Raw genomic sequence first — 17806 nt, 5'->3', positions numbered from 1 at the left:
TATGAGTAGGCATTTAGGCGCAAAAAAAGGAGATATAGCGGACATCGTTTTGCTTCCGGGAGATCCTTTGCGTGCAAAATTTGTAGCAGAACACTTTCTAGATGAGGCCAATTGTTATAACGAAGTAAGAGGAATGTACGGGTACACCGGATTATACGAGGGGAAACGCGTATCGGTTCAAGGGACAGGGATGGGAAATCCATCGATGAGTATCTATGCAACAGAATTAATCGTCGATTATGAAGTGAAGAAATTGATTCGTATTGGTACATGTGGCGCGATGCAGAAAAACATTAATATCCGCGATATTATAATAGCCCAATCCGTGTCTTCGGATAGTAATATGACGGATAAGATCTTCCATGGCTGTAATTATGCACCTACAGCAGATTTCTCATTGTTAATGAAAGCGTATCAACAAGCACAAGCTAAACAAGTAAATGTCTTTGTCGGCAATATCTATAACTCCGATGAATTCTACCGTGAGAGCTTAGATCGACTTCACAAGTTTATGGATTTTGGTGTATTAGGAGTTGAAATGGAAAGCACAGCCTTATATACGTTAGCCGCTAAATATGGTGTGAGAGCGCTATCCATTTTGACAGTAGGCAGTCAACTGTTAACACAGGAGCACTTAACTCATCAAGAAAGTGAACAATCATTTTATGAAATGGTCGAAATCGCTCTTAACACAGCCATTGAGAGCTAATCTATCAATACGAGTACGGGTGCAAGAAAAGAGAGTGAGTAAGAAATGAAGGAAATACTATCTGGATTGCAGTGGATGATGTTTATGATCGCAGGTGCAATTGCTGCGCCAATTGCTATCGCAGATTTATATAACCTAACACCTTTGGAGGCTTCTGGACTCATCCAGAGCACACTGATTACTTTAGGAATAGCTGGATTTTTACAAGGCGTCATCGGCCATAAATTCCCTATTCATGAAGGTCCAGCAGGATTATGGTGGAGCATTTTCACCATTTACGCAAGTTTAGTGGGGGGATTGTATTCTTCGAGTATTGCTGCCCTGCAAGCTTTAAGTGCGGGAATGATCTGTAGTGGAGTTTTATTTATCCTAATCTCAGCATTTAAGCTAATGGATAAAATCGCTCGTCTATTTACGCCAACGGTCACTTTTATATATTTGCTCTTATTGATCTTTCAATTAAGCGGTTCTTTTATGAAAGGTATGATGGGGATCACGTCAAGCCACACCTTGTTAGATGTTAAAGTGTTCGTGCTGAGTGTGATTGTGATTTGCATTACCTTTGGGTTAGGGAACAGTCGCTTTGTTTTGCTGCGCCAATTTTCAGTAATAATCAGTATATCGATAGGCTGCTTATTGTTTATCATATGCGACAAGATGCCGGTGATTTCACCGGCGGATACGCTATTTAAACTGCCCCAAATATTTCCTTTTGGAAGTCCAAAATTTGATAGCGGGACAGCCACAACTGCCTTTCTATTAACACTATTATTAATAACCAATGCGCTTGCGTCTATTCGGTTGATGGAGACCGTTATGAAACAAAAGAAATTGGATTATAACCGTTATTTGCGTGCCGGATTTGCTTCTGGCATTACCCATTTTATTGGTGGCAGTTTCGGAGCGATTGGTTCAGTGCCTATTTCAGGAGCGGCGGGATATGTTGAACAAACAGGAATGAGGGAACAGAAATCGTTTTTAATTGGATGCATCTTAGTCATCTCTGTATCCTTGTTTCCGCCAATAATGAACGTAATATCCGGTATCCCAGCGCCTATAGGTTATGCCGTTACATTCGTCATCTTTGTGAAGATGGTTGGATTATCGCTGAAGGAATTGAAGAAGGTTCTGCATGAAGAACGAACATGTATTGTTAGCGGAGTTTCTCTTCTAGTTGGTGTGGGTTTAATGTTTATTCCTACATCCGCTACGAGCCATTTATCTCCGATTGTAATAGCCATTTTGAATAATGGGTTAATTTGCGGAAGTCTATTGGCGATTATTTTGGAACAAGCGTTAATGTGGAAAGATGCAAATCGATATGAGGATTGCAAAAAAAGTATCGATAATTTGGAGGGTTAATTATGCATTATCTAATTTCTGTTGTTGGTCTGGTTATTGTTCTATTATTGGCCTGGCTTGCGAGTAATAATAAGCGGAAAATCAAATATCGTCCAATCATCATAATGATTGTTATTCAGTTAGCTTTGGGATTAATTATACTAAAAACGAGTATAGGCGAATTCTTAATCAAAGGGTTTGCCGATAGTTTTTCGAAATTACTCGGATATGCCAACGAAGGAACGAACTTTGTTTTTGGTGGGATTGCCAATGAAGGAGCTCATACCTTTTTCCTGTTTGTGTTGATGCCAATTGTCTTCATGTCAGCATTAATAGGAATCCTGCAACATTACAAAATATTGCCGTTCATTATCAAGTATATTGGTTTGGTGCTAAGTAAAGTAAATGGCATGGGAAAATTGGAATCTTATAATGCGGTTGCAGCCGCAATTGTAGGACAAAATGAAGTATTTATTTCAGTAAAAAATCAACTTGGATTATTGCCAAAGCATCGCTTGTATACATTATGTGCATCTGCAATGTCGACGGTATCCATGTCCATTGTTGGTTCATATATGACCATGCTGGAACCTAAATATGTAGTAGCTGCATTAATTTTAAACCTATTTGGCGGCTTTATCATTGCATCCATTATTAATCCCTATGAAGTTACAGCTAAAGAAGATATTGTTGAAGTTCAGGAAGAGGGCAAACAAACGTTTTTTGAAATGCTAGGCGAATATATTATGGATGGCTTTAAAGTTGCCATTGTAGTGGGAGTAATGTTAGTTGGTTTTGTTGGAATCATTGCTTTAATTAACGGGGTCTTCAGCGGCATATTTGGTATCTCGTTTCAAGGAGTTCTAGGGTATGTCTTTGCACCAATTGCCTTTATGATCGGTGTGCCATGGCATGAAGCGGTTCATGCGGGGAGTATCATGGCAACGAAGCTGGTTGCGAATGAATTTGTTGCCATGTTAGACTTTGTTAAGATTCAAGACGGTTTAAGTGGCCGTACTACAGCTATTGTTTCCGTTTTTCTAATCTCATTTGCTAACTTTGGGTCCATTGGTACTATCGTGGGTGCAGTAAAAGGGCTGAATGAAAAACAGGGGAATATTGTTGCTCGTTTTGGATTGAAGCTGTTATATGGGGCCACACTTGTAAGCGTTTTATCTGCTATAATTATCGGAATTATATTTTAAGGTAAATCATTTTTCTTTTGAATACAAGTGAACTCGAAATAAGATTGTTCCAAAAGGACGGTTGATGTCGAGGGACACAAAAATTATCACATTACTTAAAAGCCGCGTAACTGCGGCTTTTTTATATATTGATGTTAAACCGTAGGACAAGAACATGAATCGTTAGCCGGGGGGATTATAGAATATGACTCTGGGTTTCGAGACAGGGCATGAAAGAAATGAAACGTGATATTCTCTTCATGGAGCATGATTTGCGAGAAGAGGCAATGGTTTAGAAATTTGATGGAGTAAGCTAAGTGTACAACATTTTACTCGTTGGAGTATAAATTAACAATTATGTAAAATAGCTAGAAAAACTGTTTTATCTATGAATGTTCGAATAAGGACATCTGGTGAGCAAACAGTAATTTTTATTTCGATTTTTATAAAACTGCTCTATACTTAATATTATTTTGAATTTATTATGAATGGAGAAGAGATTACATTATTCGATAAAATAAAGGTATGGTGACAAAATGGAAAAGCAAAACTTGGACTGGAGTAACCTCGGATTCAATTACAGAAAGACTGAGAAACGATATGTGTCAAATTTTATAGACGGAAAATGGGATGATGGAATTTTAACAGAGGATACCAATGTAGTCCTCAACGAATCGGCAGGCGTTCTTCAATATGCGCAGACATGTTTTGAAGGTTTAAAAGCCTACACCACCCAAGACGGACAAATTGCAATTTTTCGTCCCGATTTAAATGCACAGCGCATGGAGGATTCCGCCACAAGACTTCATATGCAGCCCTTTCCAAAGGATAGGTTTATAGATGCTATTGTCGAGACCGTAAAAGCAAATGCATCATATGTACCACCGTATGGCTCTGGTGCCACACTATATATACGGCCTTCTCTATTCGGAAGTGGCCCTGTAATTGGGATTAAACCTTCTGAAGAGTATCAGTTTAGAGTGTTTACTACACCAGTAGGTCCTTATTTTAAAGGAGGAGCTAAGCCCCTTACCCTCTGTGTTAGTGATTATGATCGTGCTGCGCCATATGGTACAGGACATATCAAAGCAGGATTGAATTATGCCATGAGTCTTCATGCGCTAAGAACAGCCCAACAAAATGGCTTTGATGAAAATATGTATTTGGATGCTGCAACCAGAACCAAGGTTGAAGAAACAGGTGGTGCCAATTTTATCTTTATAACCAAAGACAATAAAGTTGTTACACCTAAGTCGGAAAGTATTCTTCCGTCCATCACCAGACGTTCTTTGATGGTAGTTGCTGAGAAATATCTTGGCCTTGAAGTGGAGGAAAGGGAAGTTCTTTTCGAAGAGGTAAAAGATTTTGCAGAATGTGGTTTGTGTGGAACAGCAGCTGTTATTTCTCCTGTCGGTAAAATAGATGACCATGGTAAAGAAATTTATTTCCCAAGTGGGATGTCCGAAATGGGGCCTATTTCAAAGAAACTGCTTGAAACTCTTACTGGTATCCAGATGGGAGTTCTCCCGGCACCAGAAGGCTGGATTAAAAACATTACTATTGGCGGGGCTTGATGCCCTGCTTTTTTCCATTTAAAGGTAGGGGGCGTAGAAGAATTGCTAAGTGCTGCACATGACGTGAAAACTGTACATGTACACATTGAAGCAAAATCGTGTAAAAGGATGTAAACCAGTGGGATTGTCATGTATTCAATACTTATTTTGAGTTACACGTATTATTTATTTGACAACGATTACATGATTCGTTACAATACAGCTAAATAAGGAGTGTCACTGATTCGATCAGGCACCACCTCAGTCTCCATTTCACAAGTGTATACTTGTGTTTGAAGACGATGGTGGTGCTTTTCTCATATAGGGGGTGAAGGCAGCATGAAATTCAAAAAGTCACTGAACAACAATATCGCCCTTGCAGAAGATGACGAAGGTTGCGAAGTCATTGTAATAGGTACTGGCATTGGTTTCAAAAAAGCGAAAGGGCAACCCCTTGATCGCGACAAGATCCAAAAAATGTTCAGAATTGGAGCCAATGACAAATACCAGCGGATCGAGCAGTTTTTTAACGACATTCCTCTGCAAGTCATTGATATAACCGATCAGATTATAGAAATGGGTCAAGAGAAGATTGGGAAAAAGCTTAACGATTCATTGCTGTTGACCCTTGCGGATCATATACATTTTGCACTGGAACGCCATAAAAGCGGGATGGATGTTCAGAATCCCCTTCACTGGGACATTCGGCATCTGTATCCTGTGGAATATCTTGTAGGTGAACAAGCCGTTAACCGGATAAACGAAGCTTTTTGCGTGACGATGTCCCATAGCGAAGCAAGTTCCATTGCATTGCACTTCGTGAATTCGCAGATCGATTCAGGCGGCATGAACCAAACGATCAAGATTACTAAAATGATTAATGACAGCCTGGAGATTATGTCCCATCATTTCGGCATCGCGCTGGATCAGAAATCTGTGAACTATTCCAGATTCATCACTCATTTGCGCTACTTCATCGTCCGCCAAATGAATCGGGAGGTACTTTCGTTCAAAGATCAGCATTTCTTGTATGCCGTGCTATCGGAAAGGTACCCTTCAAGCTTCCAATGTGCGCAAAAAATAAAGGAGTTTATGGAACGGCAGCATGAGTTCACGATTACTCCTGATGAGATGGTTTACCTAATGATTCACATCGAGAGAGTGACGTCGCATTCCGATGCGGACTGAACATCACGTTTGAATAAATAGAATATGGAGTGTTACTGATTCGATCAGGCACCACCAAATGTTACCGACTCTGCACATGCAGAGGACAGGTTTAGCATTTGGTTTTTTTTTCGCCAAAAACAGAGGAGGAATCAGCATGAACCACAGGGAGTTGTCCGCGGAGATCATCCAGTTAACAGGAGGAGAAGAAAACATCATACAGGCCTGGCACTGCATCACCAGACTCCGCTTCAATGTTAAGGATGAGAAGAAGGTTCAACTGGAGCAGATTAAAAAACTGAATGGTGTCCTGGGTGCCCAGTTTCAGAACGATCAATTCCAGGTCGTCATCGGAAATAACGTCGCTGCGGTATATGCGGAATTGGAGGGTCAACTGAAGCAGGACACCTCTACCGAGAAGGACAAACAGGCTCCGCGCTCCAGAGGCATCAACGCCGTTCTGGATACCATCTCGGGCATATTCACACCGATTCTGCCGGCTATTGTAGGCACTGGTATGCTCAAAGGAATTCTGGCATTGCTGGTGACCTTGGGACTGTTGCACGAAACCAGTGGCGAATATCAGATCTTGTCCTCCATTGGCAATGCTGCTTTTTATTTCTTGCCTTTCCTGCTAGCGGTGTCATCCGCACGCAAATTCAAGGTGAACGAGTATATCGCTCTGACGCTTGCAGGGACGCTGTTATATCCGACCATTCTGGATGCTTTCAATGCCAATCATCTTGAACCGATTCGTTTCCTTTCGCTCCCGGTTTCGATCGTGAATTATACGCAGTCCGTCATACCGATTATTCTGGGTGTGTGGTTGCTTAGCTACGTGTATCGCTGGGTGGACAAGGTTATTCCAGGGCCGGTAAAAGTTATTTTTACATCGATGATTGTTCTGGTCATTACGGTGCCGGTTCTGTTGATTGCCATCGGCCCGTTAGGTACTTACATCGGTACTTATTTGGAAATGGGTACATCGTGGCTCTTCGCCCATTCCGGTCCTTTGACGGGAATTATCCTTGGCGGTTTGATGCCATTAATCGTCATGACAGGCATGCACTATGCATTTTTTCCGAGCACACTGCAAAATTTGAGCAAACTTGGTTATGACGTGCTTTTGTTGCCCATCAACCTCGTCACCAACATGAGTCAGGCTGGCGCGGTAATGGCGGTGTTTCTCAAAACGAAAAATCCAAACATGAAGTCGATTGCACTGTCGAGTGGCATTTCCGCTTTACTGGGCATTACGGAACCTGCGTTGTACGGAGTTACGCTAAAGTTGAAAAAACCGTTCTACGCATCACTCGTTGGTGGAGCCGCAGGCGGTGGGTTTATAACAGCAGTTGGCCTGAAATGTTTTGGATTTGCTGTTCCGGGATTGCTGTCACTGCCGTTATACATCGACCCGAAGGGTGGGATGTCCAACTTGTGGTATGCGTTAATTGGAGTCGCTATCAGTTTCGTCATTTCGTTTATCTTGACTCTGATGCTGAAATGGGATGATTCTGAGCCACAGCCTTCGGTATCGTTAGACCCCCCATCGATGGAAGTGAAACCTGAAACCTCGCCGAAGGAAAACAAATTGCCTGTCACGGTTCACTCCATTGAAGAGAAGAAAGGTGAGGTACAGAGTCCGCTGACCGGGGAACTTGTCCCACTTGCAGAGCTTCCAGACAAAACATTTGCAGATGAGTTGACAGGTAAAGGAATTGCGATCAGACCGACAGAAGGCAAAGTGACCGCACCTTTTGACGGAATAGTCACGATGGTAGCCAAAAGCAAACATGCGATTATGCTTCAATCCATGGATGGGATTGATATACTCATCCACGTTGGACTAAACACGGTCTCGCTCAAAGGCAAGTTCTTTGATGTCAAAGTAGAAGCTGGACAAGAAGTCCGCTTGGGCGATCCGCTTATTGAATTCGATCTGGAGAGCATCAAAGCAGCGGGACTGGACATTGTTTCACCAGTTATTGTGACGAATACGCCGGATTATCTGGATGTTGTGCCAGTGCATGTGAAGGGGGTGATTTCAATGAATGAATTGCTTCTAGTCACTGTTCGCTAAATGTTTTATCACATTTATCATATGAAGTCATCTTAATTTCAAACTCAAACTATTATATCAAAGGAGCACAACCATCATGACAAAACAAGAAACTAAACAAGCATTCCCAGCAGGCTTTTTGTGGGGAGGCGCTACAGCAGCCAATCAGTTGGAGGGAGCATTTGATGCTGATGGGAAAGGGCTGTCCACTTCGGACATGGCTCCATTCGTACCCAAGGAACTTCGCAATGGCAAGGATTTTACCTTTGATGTCAATTCTGTTGAGCTTGAAGAGTTCCTGGGAGGAAACACAGATGTGTATTTCCCGAAGCGCAACGGGGTAGATTTCTATCATCGTTATAAAGAAGACATTGCCATGTTCGCCGAGATGGGATTCAAGGTATTACGGATCTCTATGGCATGGACACGCATTTTCCCTACAGGGGAGGAAGAGGTTCCTAATGAAGCAGGTCTGGCGTTCTATGACAATGTGCTGGATGAACTCTTGAAGCATAATATCGAACCGCTCGTGACCATCTCCCATTACGAAATGCCTGTACATCTCACTCAGAAATACAATGGTTGGGAAGACCGCAGACTCATTGACCTGTATCTGAAATTCGCCAACACCCTGTTTGACCGTTATAAAGACAAAGTAAAATATTGGATTACGTTTAATGAAATGAACATGATCCTTACAAGCCTGTATACGGGTGGCGGTATCCTTGAGGATAAAATCAAAGGGAGCAAAGAGCAGGTTGCCTATCAAGCGACGCATCACCAGTTTGTAGCGAGCGCACTCGCTGTAAAAAGCGGTAAAGAGAAGATGCCAAACGCCCAAATCGGCTGCATGATTTGCCGTCTGGAAACGTACGCTGCATCAAGCAAACCGGAGGACGTTCTGCAAACGCTGAAGGAAGATCAGATGAATCTGTTCTATCCAGAGGTTCAGGCACGGGGCGAATACCCATCTTACATGAATCGATATTTTGAGGAGAACGGGATTAAGCTGGTGAAGGAACCTGAGGATGATGCGATTATTAAAGATAACACGGTCGATTTCATTGCATTCAGCTATTATATGACTTATATCGGAAAATACGATCCGAATGACAACAGCAATTCCGGCATGCTGGTTAGTCAAGTGAAAAACCCTCACCTGGAAGTGACTGAATGGGGTTGGCCAATCGATCCAATCGGTCTTCGTGTTGCACTGAACCGTTTGTACGACCGTTATCGGATGCCTTTATTTATCGTTGAGAATGGCCTTGGTGCTACCGACAAACTGGAGGAAGACGGCTCCATTCATGACACATACCGGATTGACTATCTGCGTCGCCACATCGAGCAAATGAGAGAAGCGGTAGCAGATGGTGTAGATTTGATGGGCTTCACAAGCTGGGGACCCATCGACATTATTAGCTGTTCCACATCTGAAATGGGTAAACGTTATGGCTTCATTTATGTAGATCAAGACAATGCCGGGAATGGTACGCTGCAAAGATACCGCAAAGACTCGTTTGACTGGTATAAACAAGTTATTGAAAGTAATGGACAAATCTTATAACAAGCATAAAACATCTGTGCAAGACAGCCGATCCATGGACCGGCTGTCTTTGGTTTAAGGGCTATTATTTTTTCTGAAACGAATGAATAATTAATATCATATGTGTAAGTTTAGTAAATTTCTTGATCAAATCGGTTGATTCGTTGACCGAGGCATGACCAAATGTACTAACTCAATAACCCCCAACGAAAAGCATAAGCAACGACCTGTGTCCGATTTTTTGCACGCAGCTTGGACATCAAGCTGCTTACATAATCTCTCACAGTATATTCGCTGAGGAACAACAAGGAAGCGATTTTTTTGTTGTCGTATCCTTCCGCCAGAAGTTCGAGAACGGTGGACTCCCTTTCTGTTAAGGCGATGGCCATCGTTTTGGCGGTGTTTTCCTTCTCTTTTCTGGATAAAAACAAACCAATTCTCTTTCCCACTTGTTCAAGCAAATCGAGTTCGCCCTTCGTACAATCAAATGAATCCCCCATTTGGTCAAAAGTGACCCAGCCATACAATTGCTGCTCGTGGGCAATCGGTATAAATATGATCGAAGACAACTGAAATAACTGGATATGCTCGTCCCTTAGATAAGGTTTTGGATTTTTCAAGTAGATCGGTCTCTTGGAGTTAAAGATTAGATTTTGCTCGGTCAATTGTCCTTTCATACTCTGAATTTTCGGAAGTTCTTCACCAATGACCCCATAGAACTGGTTGGACCAAGGTACATAGGCATAGAAGACACAACGTTTATAATTGAAATACTTCTCACATTTTTTCAGGATAAAGGCTAAATCTGAAGCTCCGGAAGAACTGACTAGGAGTTGGTTTAACTGATCCAGCAAGCGCAGGTTCCTTAATTCGTCATTTTCCTCCGTTCCTTGATTAACAGACTCCGTATCAGCCCACTTATGAAAGCTATGCATCAGATAAGAAAAGACAGATAACAGGAACATTAGAGGGTCCAACATCCGTTGATGTTTCAGTTGTATTAATAGTGTTAGTAAAGCTTTTTCCAATATAATTTGAAGCCATTGTAAGCTTGCCATATTTAAAATAGTTAGCTGGGATTGAACCCAGGTATCCAAATAAGAAGAATAATGATTATCCAAATGATCCAAGTCTGAATAAGTAAACATTTGAAAAAAGGATCTCATCAGTACTTCCGTTTCGTTCCGATGTATTTCAGGGATGTTAGCTTCCGAAATCAAGTAAATGTTTGTATTTTCTTCGAGCTGTTTGCTGTGCGTTTTGAAAAATAATACAAATTCCTGAAAAGTCATTTCACCATATGGATGAAAATGTTGGGTCATAATAAGCCGTTCCCTTCCAATGAAATACCCTACAAATGGAGGGTATACAATCCATTATTACACAGAACCTTATAGGATAGTATTTCAAAATTAAAGGAGTAAGATTGAAGAGTACTGATTATTGAATCTTACTAATGATGAAACGGAGCGGTTGAATCTTATGAAATTACATGCAAAAGTAGCTATTGTTACAGGCGGTGCCAGTGGAATTGGTGAGGCCACGGTTCGCCTTTTCGCAAAAGAAGGAGCAAAAGTGGTCATTGCTGACTATTCTGAACATGGTAAAGAGCTAGCTGCCGAACTTAATGGAGAAGGTCATGATACGTTATTTGTCAAAACAGATGTGACTAAAGAAGAAGATATTAAACACATGATTAAGGAAACTGTTGAGAAATATGGCAAGCTGGATATTATGTATGCAAATGCAGGGGTTGCCGATGACGAAATCGCTGATGTATTGTCTTATGATAAATGGAAACGCACAATCGATATTAACTTGTCGGGTGTATTTCTTTCCGATAAATATGCTATTGAGCAGTTCCTTAAGCAGGGAAATGGCGGAATTATTGTTAATGCTGGCTCGATCCACAGCTTTGTTGCATTGCCTAAAACGACAGCTTATGCTTCAGCAAAAGGAGGCGTTAAACTGTTAACTCAGAATTTATGTACTGCTTATGCAAGCGAGGGAATTCGTGTCAACGCGGTATGTCCTGGATACATTGAAACGCCTTTGTTGAAAAACGTAGATGCAAAGAGCAAAGAATATTTAACTTCACTTCATCCACAGGGCAGACTTGGAAGACCAGAAGAAGTAGCTAAAGCTGTGTTGTTCCTAGCCAGCGATGATGCTAGCTTCGTGAATGGTACGACCTTGCTTGTTGATGGCGGCTATACCGCGCATTAATTTAGTTGAGATGTAGGATGAATTTATCTGAAAACAGATGATCAAATCGAAATAAACCTCTAATCATTGAAAAATTCATTCATGATTAGAGGTTTTCTTTTACATACGGCGGAGGCTATAGAAGCTTCCTAAATTACCCTTTGACAGAGCATTAAGGTTTGCTGCATACTGACTTTATAAAGTTATTTTATAAAGAGGGTTACAAAACGCACTGGATACATTTAGAAAGGATCAATGGAGATACAGGAGGTGAGCGTTATGGTATATATAATTTTAGCAGCTATCATTTGGATTGGAGCATATGCGGCTTTGAAATTGTCGAGTCAGCCTATAGAAGTGAAGCCCATTCGATCCATTAATGATTTCTTTGAATAACTTGAGGAATTGCCATAGACACTTAATAAGTATACTTTATAAAGAAAAGTGAATGGACCCTGTGATGTGGCTAAGAGCAGGCAGAATCCCTAAAACAATACTTCATTTGGGGGATTTGTTCTTTTGAATTCTGGTTCGAACATGATTTCATTCAGAAGCACCCTATGAATAAACGCCGGCGACCTTAACAGGAAACCGGCGCTTCACTTATTTTTTCGGCATTTTACTCTCATCCATGTATAGCAGGTTCCAGCGGTGACCGTCCAGGTCGGCAAATCCTGCGCCGTACATCCAGCCGTCGCTTTCACTCGGTTTGCCAAAGATGCTTCCTCCGGCAAACTCCACTTTTTGAATAAAGGTATCTATTTCTTCTCTGCTTTCAGCGCCAATGGAGAATATTACTTCTGCGCTATGGGAAGTATCTGCTGTTTTTGAACCTGTAAATTTCTCAAACGCTGACTCCGGGAACAATAGAATCGCTGTTTGACCTATGGAAAGCTTGGCTCTTTCGTTCCCAACGCTCACCGCTTGGAATCCAATTTCATTGAAAAAGGCAGTTGACCTCTCAACATCTTTGACCGGCAGGTTAATCCAGATCTCTTGTGGCATGGTTATAGCCTCCTAAAATAAAATTAACTAAGCTTAATATACTCTACTTCTGGTAGCAGATGCGAATCTTATCAAAGAAATAAATGAATGTTATTATTATGAATATTGAACAAATGGAGGGATGGACATAGATAAGAAGAAGTACTTTATCCTGATGCCACCGATGTTAATCATTGGACTGTTTATAATTTACTTTCTTACAGCAAATCAGAGAGCTTATGTATTCTTAGTTCCTATTGTATTTTGGTTGACATACTATATCTGGGTATTTGTTGAAAGAAAACAAGATAAAAAAATAGAATAAGAAATTATAGGTTGAGAGGTGTTAAAATGTTTTCGCATCGCTTGCTTACTCACGATACAATTATTGAATTATTGCCCAACATTAATACAGAACAGAATCTGCTTTTTTATAGTTATTTAACGCAACGTAAGGATAAGGCTCAATATGTTGGTCAATTTATGAATAGCCAACTTACAGCTGTATTAGCTTATTTTAGCGAACTATCTTTTCCTGCATTTTCTTTCTTCCGAGTGGAAGATCAGGACATCTTTTTGCCAGAACTAATTGCTTTTACAAGAGAAACTATCCAACTTGACGAAAGTGCTGTATGTGGCACGATACTCTGTCAACGAGACCTTGAACTTTTTCAATCCTGCGGACTCATCAAAGGAATTCCTCAGCGTTTTTTAACTATGAAACATCAGGATGAATCGAAACTCCTTGAAGCTCACATTGCAAAAAAGATAAATGAAAATGAATATTCTAAGGTAATTGATTTTTTACATAGTGGGGAAATGAGGTTTTTTACAAGGAGTGAGTTAGAGAATTACCCTTTTCTTGGAATTAAGGAAGGGGAGGATTTCATCGCTGTGGGCGGCTACCATTTTTATGACTCTCAGCTAGTAGAGCTTGGGAACATTGTTACCAGGTTAGATTACAGAGGCAGAGGATTAGCTAAACTCCTAACAAGTGAATTGACACACCTCGGTAAAAAACGGTCACCAGATGTTTATCTGGGCGTTTTAGCAAATAACGTGCCTGCTGTTCGCTTATATAAAGGCTTGGGGTATCAAACAACAATGGAACTTTATATTGTCAATTTTACTTTATCCACAACAAAAATATAATTCGATGTATAGTCGCTACTTTAGCGGCTTTTTTTGTTTGATTGGTACAAGAACTAAATTCATTGTAACTTACTCTAAAAAACGAATGAATATTCCCTATCATCTCTATATAGTTCGTAAATAACTGTGAACAATACGTTAATTCATTGACAATGAGTGATATATTTATTAAAATTCGAAAGGGCATCAGGGTAAAGCAGATATGAGTATCCTTATCATTGGTTTAGAATCTTAGCTTTTTAATCCTAATGACGAATATAGGAGCGGTAATATTACAATCCTATGACGATGATTAGGATTTTTTTATTTTTAGCTTTGGTGAATAATTTGAAAGTTGGAGGCTGGCTTTAATCATGGACAATTGGTTCAAACTAAAAGAAAGAGGCACGACCGTTTCAACAGAGATCATCGCAGGGATTACAACATTTTTCACGATGGTATACATCGTAATCGTAAACCCAGGAATACTCAGCAGCACGGGCATGGACTTTAACGGAGTATTCATTGCTACAGTGTTGGCGAGTATTGTGGCGACGTTGATCATGGGAATCGGGTCCAATTATCCGATCGTTATAGCGCCCGGTATGGGTCTGAATGCATTCTTTGCTTATAGTGTAGTTGCTGGATATGGCGTGTCTTGGCAGGTTGCACTGGGAGCGGTATTTATAACAGGGCTTTTGTTTATTATTTTATCGCTTACTTCATTTCGTTACATGCTGCTTGATGCCATTCCTGCGAGCCTTAAGCACGCGATAACAGCAGGGATTGGATTGTTTATTACAACGGTAGGCCTGCAAAATTCCGGGATTATTGCTGATTCCGAATCCAATTTGATTACGATCGGGAACTTGGCAGAACCTATGACTTACTTGACCATAATCGGATTAATTATCACTGTTGTGCTTATGGCTTACAATGTAAAAGGTTATCTGTTCATCGGAATGGTGGTAACAGCGATTCTTGCCTGGATCATGGGGCTGTTTCAAATGCCGGAGTCGATTGTATCCTTGCCACAAGGCCTCACGTCAACGGCTTTCCAATTGGATTTGGCAGGCGTATTCTCTAATGGTTTGTATACCATCATATTTACGTTCCTGTTGATTACGCTGTTTGATACGACGGGGACGATGCTCGGCGTTGCTGAACAAGCAGGGCTGCTGAAGGAAGGTAAATTTCCGCGCTCACGCGGCGCCCTATTGGCAGATGCCGTTGGGACTACCACTGGCGCTTTGCTTGGAACGAGCCCAACATCGGCTTATATCGAGTCCAGCACAGGGGTGGCTGCAGGAGGAAGAACAGGACTGACGGCGGTAACGGTAAGTGTACTACTTGCTCTTACTTTGTTCTTTACACCAATCGTAAGTGTCATATCAGGTATCCCGGCGATCACTTCTCCGGCACTGATTATTGTTGGTTACTTTATGATTAGCGTAATCAGCAAAATCAATTGGAAGGATCTCGAAGAAACATTTCCTGCCTTTTTGATTATCATCCTTACTCCGTTGACGCACAGTATTGCGACAGGCATCGGTGTTGGCTTCATTTTCTATCCGGTACTCAAGCTGCTTCGCGGAAAGGGCAAGGATGTTCATCCGATATTCTACATTTTTGCGGTATTGTTCTTCATCCAGCTTGTATTCCTGGACCACTAAGAAACGGTTTAATCTCAAAAAGGAGAACTGCTTATATAAAGGCAGCTCTCCTTTTTTATATGAAACCCTCTTTTCAATCCTGTAGAGAAGAATTATTCTTCGTATTTAATACCTCAAATGCTTCCTTTAAAAAATCCATGGTATGCTTAGGCACCAACGCCTCATAGGGTTTTACGCTTTTATTCAGTTCTTCGTTATTTACCTCGTCATTGAACATGAGATTACGTAATGGAGTATCTGCACATATGCCATGCAACTGCTGCTGTATGATAGGATGATCTGGTGTAAGATCATTTACGATAGCCCGATGGACAAGCAATAACAAATTGTAAAATCGTCCATCCATATGGGTTTGCTTAGAGATATCCTCTGGAAACACCTGATCAATAATATCTATAGAGACATACTTTTGAAGCAGCTTTTTTTGAGCCTCCTCAACACGCATGGAATTCATAAGTAACATGAGTATTTCAGAGTTTGATTCATTGAGTTGATCTTGCTCGGTTAACAATTGGACTCGTTCAATGAGTGCTAAAGAACAATCAATGGCTTCCCTCCGCTGTCGAAGTAATTGTTCTTGAACTCTAATGATTTCATGGAAAGAATATTTCGGATTTTCCAAACAGACTTTAATCTCGTTTAAGGAAAGACCTAGACTTTGCAATAGTTGGATTTCATGAAGCCTTTTAAAGTCCGCATCCACATATATATAATGATCTTTTTCATTTTTCTGTGAGGGGACTAATATTCCAAGTTGTCGATAATGTCGTAAGGTACGAACCGTCGTATCTGCCAGCTTTGCAAATTTACTTGCCGTTAATCTCATCTAAAATTCCTCTTTTCCAAAATCATTTCTTGTATTTTTTCGCCAGAATCATTCCAATACAGGTATTATAAATCCCATGGGCAAGCATTGACGGGATTAACGAGCCGGTAAAATAAAAGAGTAGTGCAAAAATCAAACCATTTACAAATACACCTGTGAGGATACCAGTGGCTCCTTTATATTGGGGAACATGTATTACCCAAAATAGAAAAGTGCTTATTAGGATAACGAGCCAATCCACAATTATAGAGTATCCAATACATAATCCGATCAGGACACCTCTAAAAAAGAATTCTTCAAACACCCCACCACCTATTGCAGATAAAGCTATACCACTTGGTTGGATCATTATTTTTTTGATCAGATCTGATCCCTCGGTTTTGGGGAGTTCTGTTCTGGTTTTGATGAATGCAACTAGAACAATAGTTGTTATAACCAAACTAGAAATAAGACCAATGAGTACTGCGGATAAAATACTAATCTCGTTTGGTATAAATAGGTCAGCTATAAATGGTAACATATCTCCCCGTTTGAATATCCAAATAAAAACCAATCCGATAAAAAGAAATGATGTTAGCGTTAGTGATGCTCTCAACAGTATTTTGTACTGTTCCTTTGCCGTGGTGTCAGTCATAATTAAACTCCTTTTATCTGTTTTTTTTCATTATAGATTGTGACGTAGCGTCCCCCGCAACATTTGCTTTTTGTTTAAAAAAACAAAGTTCCTGTCCCAAATGGAGGGCAAAACTTGGGGTCATAACTGATTAGGTGTAAAAAATAATGAATATAATTATGCTTACGGGCAATTCTAACCTCTAGAAATGAATGAAGAAGTATCCAGGATGAGGAGGGGATAGTTATGACCTACACGCCAGCTTTATTGATCATAGATATACAGATCGGATCATTTATGGATCCTCTCTTTATACATAACAGTGAAAAATTATTAGATAATATCAAACAACTTATTACGTGGGCCCACATAAGTAAGATTCCAGTCATACTTACGCAGCATAATGGGAAATTAGGGACGCTTACCTCAAAAAATTCCTCAGGGTGGAGTCTTCATCCCGCCTTACCCTTGATCGCTCAAGATGTGAAAATTGAAAAGAACTTTCCAGATTCATTTCAAGATACCACCCTTGAATCCCATTTAACTCATCTAGGGGTTAATCAACTGGTTGTCGCGGGAATTCAGACTGAGATATGTGTTGATGCGACATGTCGTAGAGCATTTAGCTTGGGATATGACGTTATTTTAGCAAAAGATGCTCACAGTACCGCGGACTCTTCCGTTTTAATTGCAGATCAAATCATTACACATCATAATATTCTTCTACAAAACTGGTTTGTTTCTTTAAGCGATACCCAGGATATCATAATGTCGGTTTCAAGATAAACAAGGAATCAACCCGGTCTCTGGATGTC

General features: G+C 40.7%; 15 protein-coding genes. 11 read left to right on the top strand and 4 right to left on the bottom strand.

What is annotated here, in order from left to right:
• Position 1 precedes the first annotated feature (1 nt).
• From deoD to BMY78_RS13105, 7 genes are all read left to right on the top strand, one after another.
• A complete protein-coding gene (deoD, locus tag BMY78_RS13135) occupies positions 2 to 709 on the top strand; it encodes a purine-nucleoside phosphorylase (RefSeq protein ID WP_090899132.1) in 708 nt (235 codons plus the stop codon).
• A 45-nt stretch (positions 710 to 754) separates the two neighbouring features.
• On the top strand, positions 755 to 2071 hold the full coding sequence (locus BMY78_RS13130) for a purine/pyrimidine permease (protein WP_090899130.1): 1317 nt from the start codon (positions 755 to 757) through the stop codon (positions 2069 to 2071).
• Between the two features lie 2 nt (positions 2072 to 2073).
• Positions 2074 to 3255, top strand: coding sequence for a NupC/NupG family nucleoside CNT transporter (locus tag BMY78_RS13125; RefSeq protein ID WP_090899127.1), 1182 nt, complete (start codon positions 2074 to 2076; stop codon positions 3253 to 3255).
• A 515-nt stretch (positions 3256 to 3770) separates the two neighbouring features.
• Positions 3771 to 4808 carry a branched-chain amino acid aminotransferase gene (locus tag BMY78_RS13120; RefSeq protein WP_090899125.1) on the top strand — a complete coding sequence of 346 codons (1038 nt, stop codon included), beginning with the start codon at positions 3771 to 3773 and terminating at the stop codon, positions 4806 to 4808.
• A gap of 318 nt (positions 4809 to 5126) precedes the next feature.
• Entirely contained in the window at positions 5127 to 5975 is an 849-nt protein-coding gene (gene licT / locus BMY78_RS13115) for a BglG family transcription antiterminator LicT (RefSeq protein WP_090899122.1), read from the top strand.
• Positions 5976 to 6111: 136 nt separating this feature from the next.
• Positions 6112 to 8034: a beta-glucoside-specific PTS transporter subunit IIABC gene (locus tag BMY78_RS13110; protein ID WP_090899119.1), complete on the top strand. Its 1923-nt coding sequence runs from the start codon at positions 6112 to 6114 to the stop codon at positions 8032 to 8034.
• Positions 8035 to 8110: 76 nt separating this feature from the next.
• Complete coding sequence (locus tag BMY78_RS13105) at positions 8111 to 9580, top strand: glycoside hydrolase family 1 protein (protein WP_090899116.1); 1470 nt, start codon at positions 8111 to 8113, stop codon at positions 9578 to 9580.
• Positions 9581 to 9747: 167 nt separating this feature from the next.
• On the opposite strand, the gene BMY78_RS13100 is transcribed toward BMY78_RS13105, so the two are convergent.
• On the bottom strand, positions 9748 to 10881 hold the full coding sequence (locus tag BMY78_RS13100) for a LuxR C-terminal-related transcriptional regulator (protein ID WP_090899113.1): 1134 nt from the start codon (positions 10879 to 10881) through the stop codon (positions 9748 to 9750).
• 160 nt (positions 10882 to 11041) lie between these two features.
• Between BMY78_RS13100 and BMY78_RS13095 the strand changes: the two genes are divergently transcribed.
• A complete protein-coding gene (locus BMY78_RS13095) occupies positions 11042 to 11785 on the top strand; it encodes an SDR family NAD(P)-dependent oxidoreductase (protein WP_090902403.1) in 744 nt (247 codons plus the stop codon).
• A gap of 582 nt (positions 11786 to 12367) precedes the next feature.
• Here the strand turns inward: BMY78_RS13095 and BMY78_RS13090 are convergent.
• The gene (locus BMY78_RS13090; RefSeq protein ID WP_090899110.1) at positions 12368 to 12769 is read right to left on the bottom strand and encodes a VOC family protein; all 402 of its coding nucleotides are present in this window, start codon (positions 12767 to 12769) and stop codon (positions 12368 to 12370) included.
• Between the two features lie 330 nt (positions 12770 to 13099).
• On the opposite strand from BMY78_RS13090, the gene BMY78_RS13080 reads away from it, so the two are divergent.
• Entirely contained in the window at positions 13100 to 13900 is an 801-nt protein-coding gene (locus BMY78_RS13080) for a GNAT family N-acetyltransferase (protein WP_090899104.1), read from the top strand.
• A 353-nt stretch (positions 13901 to 14253) separates the two neighbouring features.
• Complete coding sequence (locus BMY78_RS13075; protein WP_090899101.1) at positions 14254 to 15552, top strand: NCS2 family permease; 1299 nt, start codon at positions 14254 to 14256, stop codon at positions 15550 to 15552.
• A 73-nt stretch (positions 15553 to 15625) separates the two neighbouring features.
• On the opposite strand, the gene BMY78_RS13070 is transcribed toward BMY78_RS13075, so the two are convergent.
• Positions 15626 to 16378 (bottom strand): MerR family transcriptional regulator, encoded by a 753-nt coding sequence (locus tag BMY78_RS13070; RefSeq protein ID WP_090899098.1) that lies wholly within the window; start codon positions 16376 to 16378, stop codon positions 15626 to 15628.
• Positions 16379 to 16400: 22 nt separating this feature from the next.
• A complete protein-coding gene (locus BMY78_RS13065; RefSeq protein WP_090899095.1) occupies positions 16401 to 17012 on the bottom strand; it encodes a CPBP family intramembrane glutamic endopeptidase in 612 nt (203 codons plus the stop codon).
• A gap of 225 nt (positions 17013 to 17237) precedes the next feature.
• Between BMY78_RS13065 and BMY78_RS13060 the strand changes: the two genes are divergently transcribed.
• Entirely contained in the window at positions 17238 to 17777 is a 540-nt protein-coding gene (locus BMY78_RS13060) for a cysteine hydrolase family protein (RefSeq protein ID WP_090899092.1), read from the top strand.
• Positions 17778 to 17806: the final 29 nt, after the last annotated feature.

Origin of the sequence: Paenibacillus sp. OK076, from assembly GCF_900110055.1 — a bacterium.
Taxonomy (GTDB): Bacteria; Bacillota; Bacilli; order Paenibacillales; family Paenibacillaceae; genus Paenibacillus.
Note: the sequence above shows the minus strand (reverse complement) of the source record. Positions and strands in the feature narration are given on the sequence as shown.

What these genes read in the sequence shown, in the direction of transcription:
- deoD (WP_090899132.1), top strand. Translation starts at nt 2, where the DNA reads ATGAGTAGGCATTTAGGCGCAAAAAAAGGAGATATAGCGGACATCGTT.
- BMY78_RS13130 (WP_090899130.1), top strand. Translation starts at nt 755, where the DNA reads ATGAAGGAAATACTATCTGGATTGCAGTGGATGATGTTTATGATCGCA.
- BMY78_RS13125 (WP_090899127.1), top strand. Translation starts at nt 2,074, where the DNA reads ATGCATTATCTAATTTCTGTTGTTGGTCTGGTTATTGTTCTATTATTG.
- BMY78_RS13120 (WP_090899125.1), top strand. Translation starts at nt 3,771, where the DNA reads ATGGAAAAGCAAAACTTGGACTGGAGTAACCTCGGATTCAATTACAGA.
- licT (WP_090899122.1), top strand. Translation starts at nt 5,127, where the DNA reads ATGAAATTCAAAAAGTCACTGAACAACAATATCGCCCTTGCAGAAGAT.
- BMY78_RS13110 (WP_090899119.1), top strand. Translation starts at nt 6,112, where the DNA reads ATGAACCACAGGGAGTTGTCCGCGGAGATCATCCAGTTAACAGGAGGA.
- BMY78_RS13105 (WP_090899116.1), top strand. Translation starts at nt 8,111, where the DNA reads ATGACAAAACAAGAAACTAAACAAGCATTCCCAGCAGGCTTTTTGTGG.
- BMY78_RS13100 (WP_090899113.1), bottom strand. Translation starts at nt 10,881, where the DNA reads ATGACCCAACATTTTCATCCATATGGTGAAATGACTTTTCAGGAATTT.
- BMY78_RS13095 (WP_090902403.1), top strand. Translation starts at nt 11,042, where the DNA reads ATGAAATTACATGCAAAAGTAGCTATTGTTACAGGCGGTGCCAGTGGA.
- BMY78_RS13090 (WP_090899110.1), bottom strand. Translation starts at nt 12,769, where the DNA reads ATGCCACAAGAGATCTGGATTAACCTGCCGGTCAAAGATGTTGAGAGG.
- BMY78_RS13080 (WP_090899104.1), top strand. Translation starts at nt 13,100, where the DNA reads ATGTTTTCGCATCGCTTGCTTACTCACGATACAATTATTGAATTATTG.
- BMY78_RS13075 (WP_090899101.1), top strand. Translation starts at nt 14,254, where the DNA reads ATGGACAATTGGTTCAAACTAAAAGAAAGAGGCACGACCGTTTCAACA.
- BMY78_RS13070 (WP_090899098.1), bottom strand. Translation starts at nt 16,378, where the DNA reads ATGAGATTAACGGCAAGTAAATTTGCAAAGCTGGCAGATACGACGGTT.
- BMY78_RS13065 (WP_090899095.1), bottom strand. Translation starts at nt 17,012, where the DNA reads ATGACTGACACCACGGCAAAGGAACAGTACAAAATACTGTTGAGAGCA.
- BMY78_RS13060 (WP_090899092.1), top strand. Translation starts at nt 17,238, where the DNA reads ATGACCTACACGCCAGCTTTATTGATCATAGATATACAGATCGGATCA.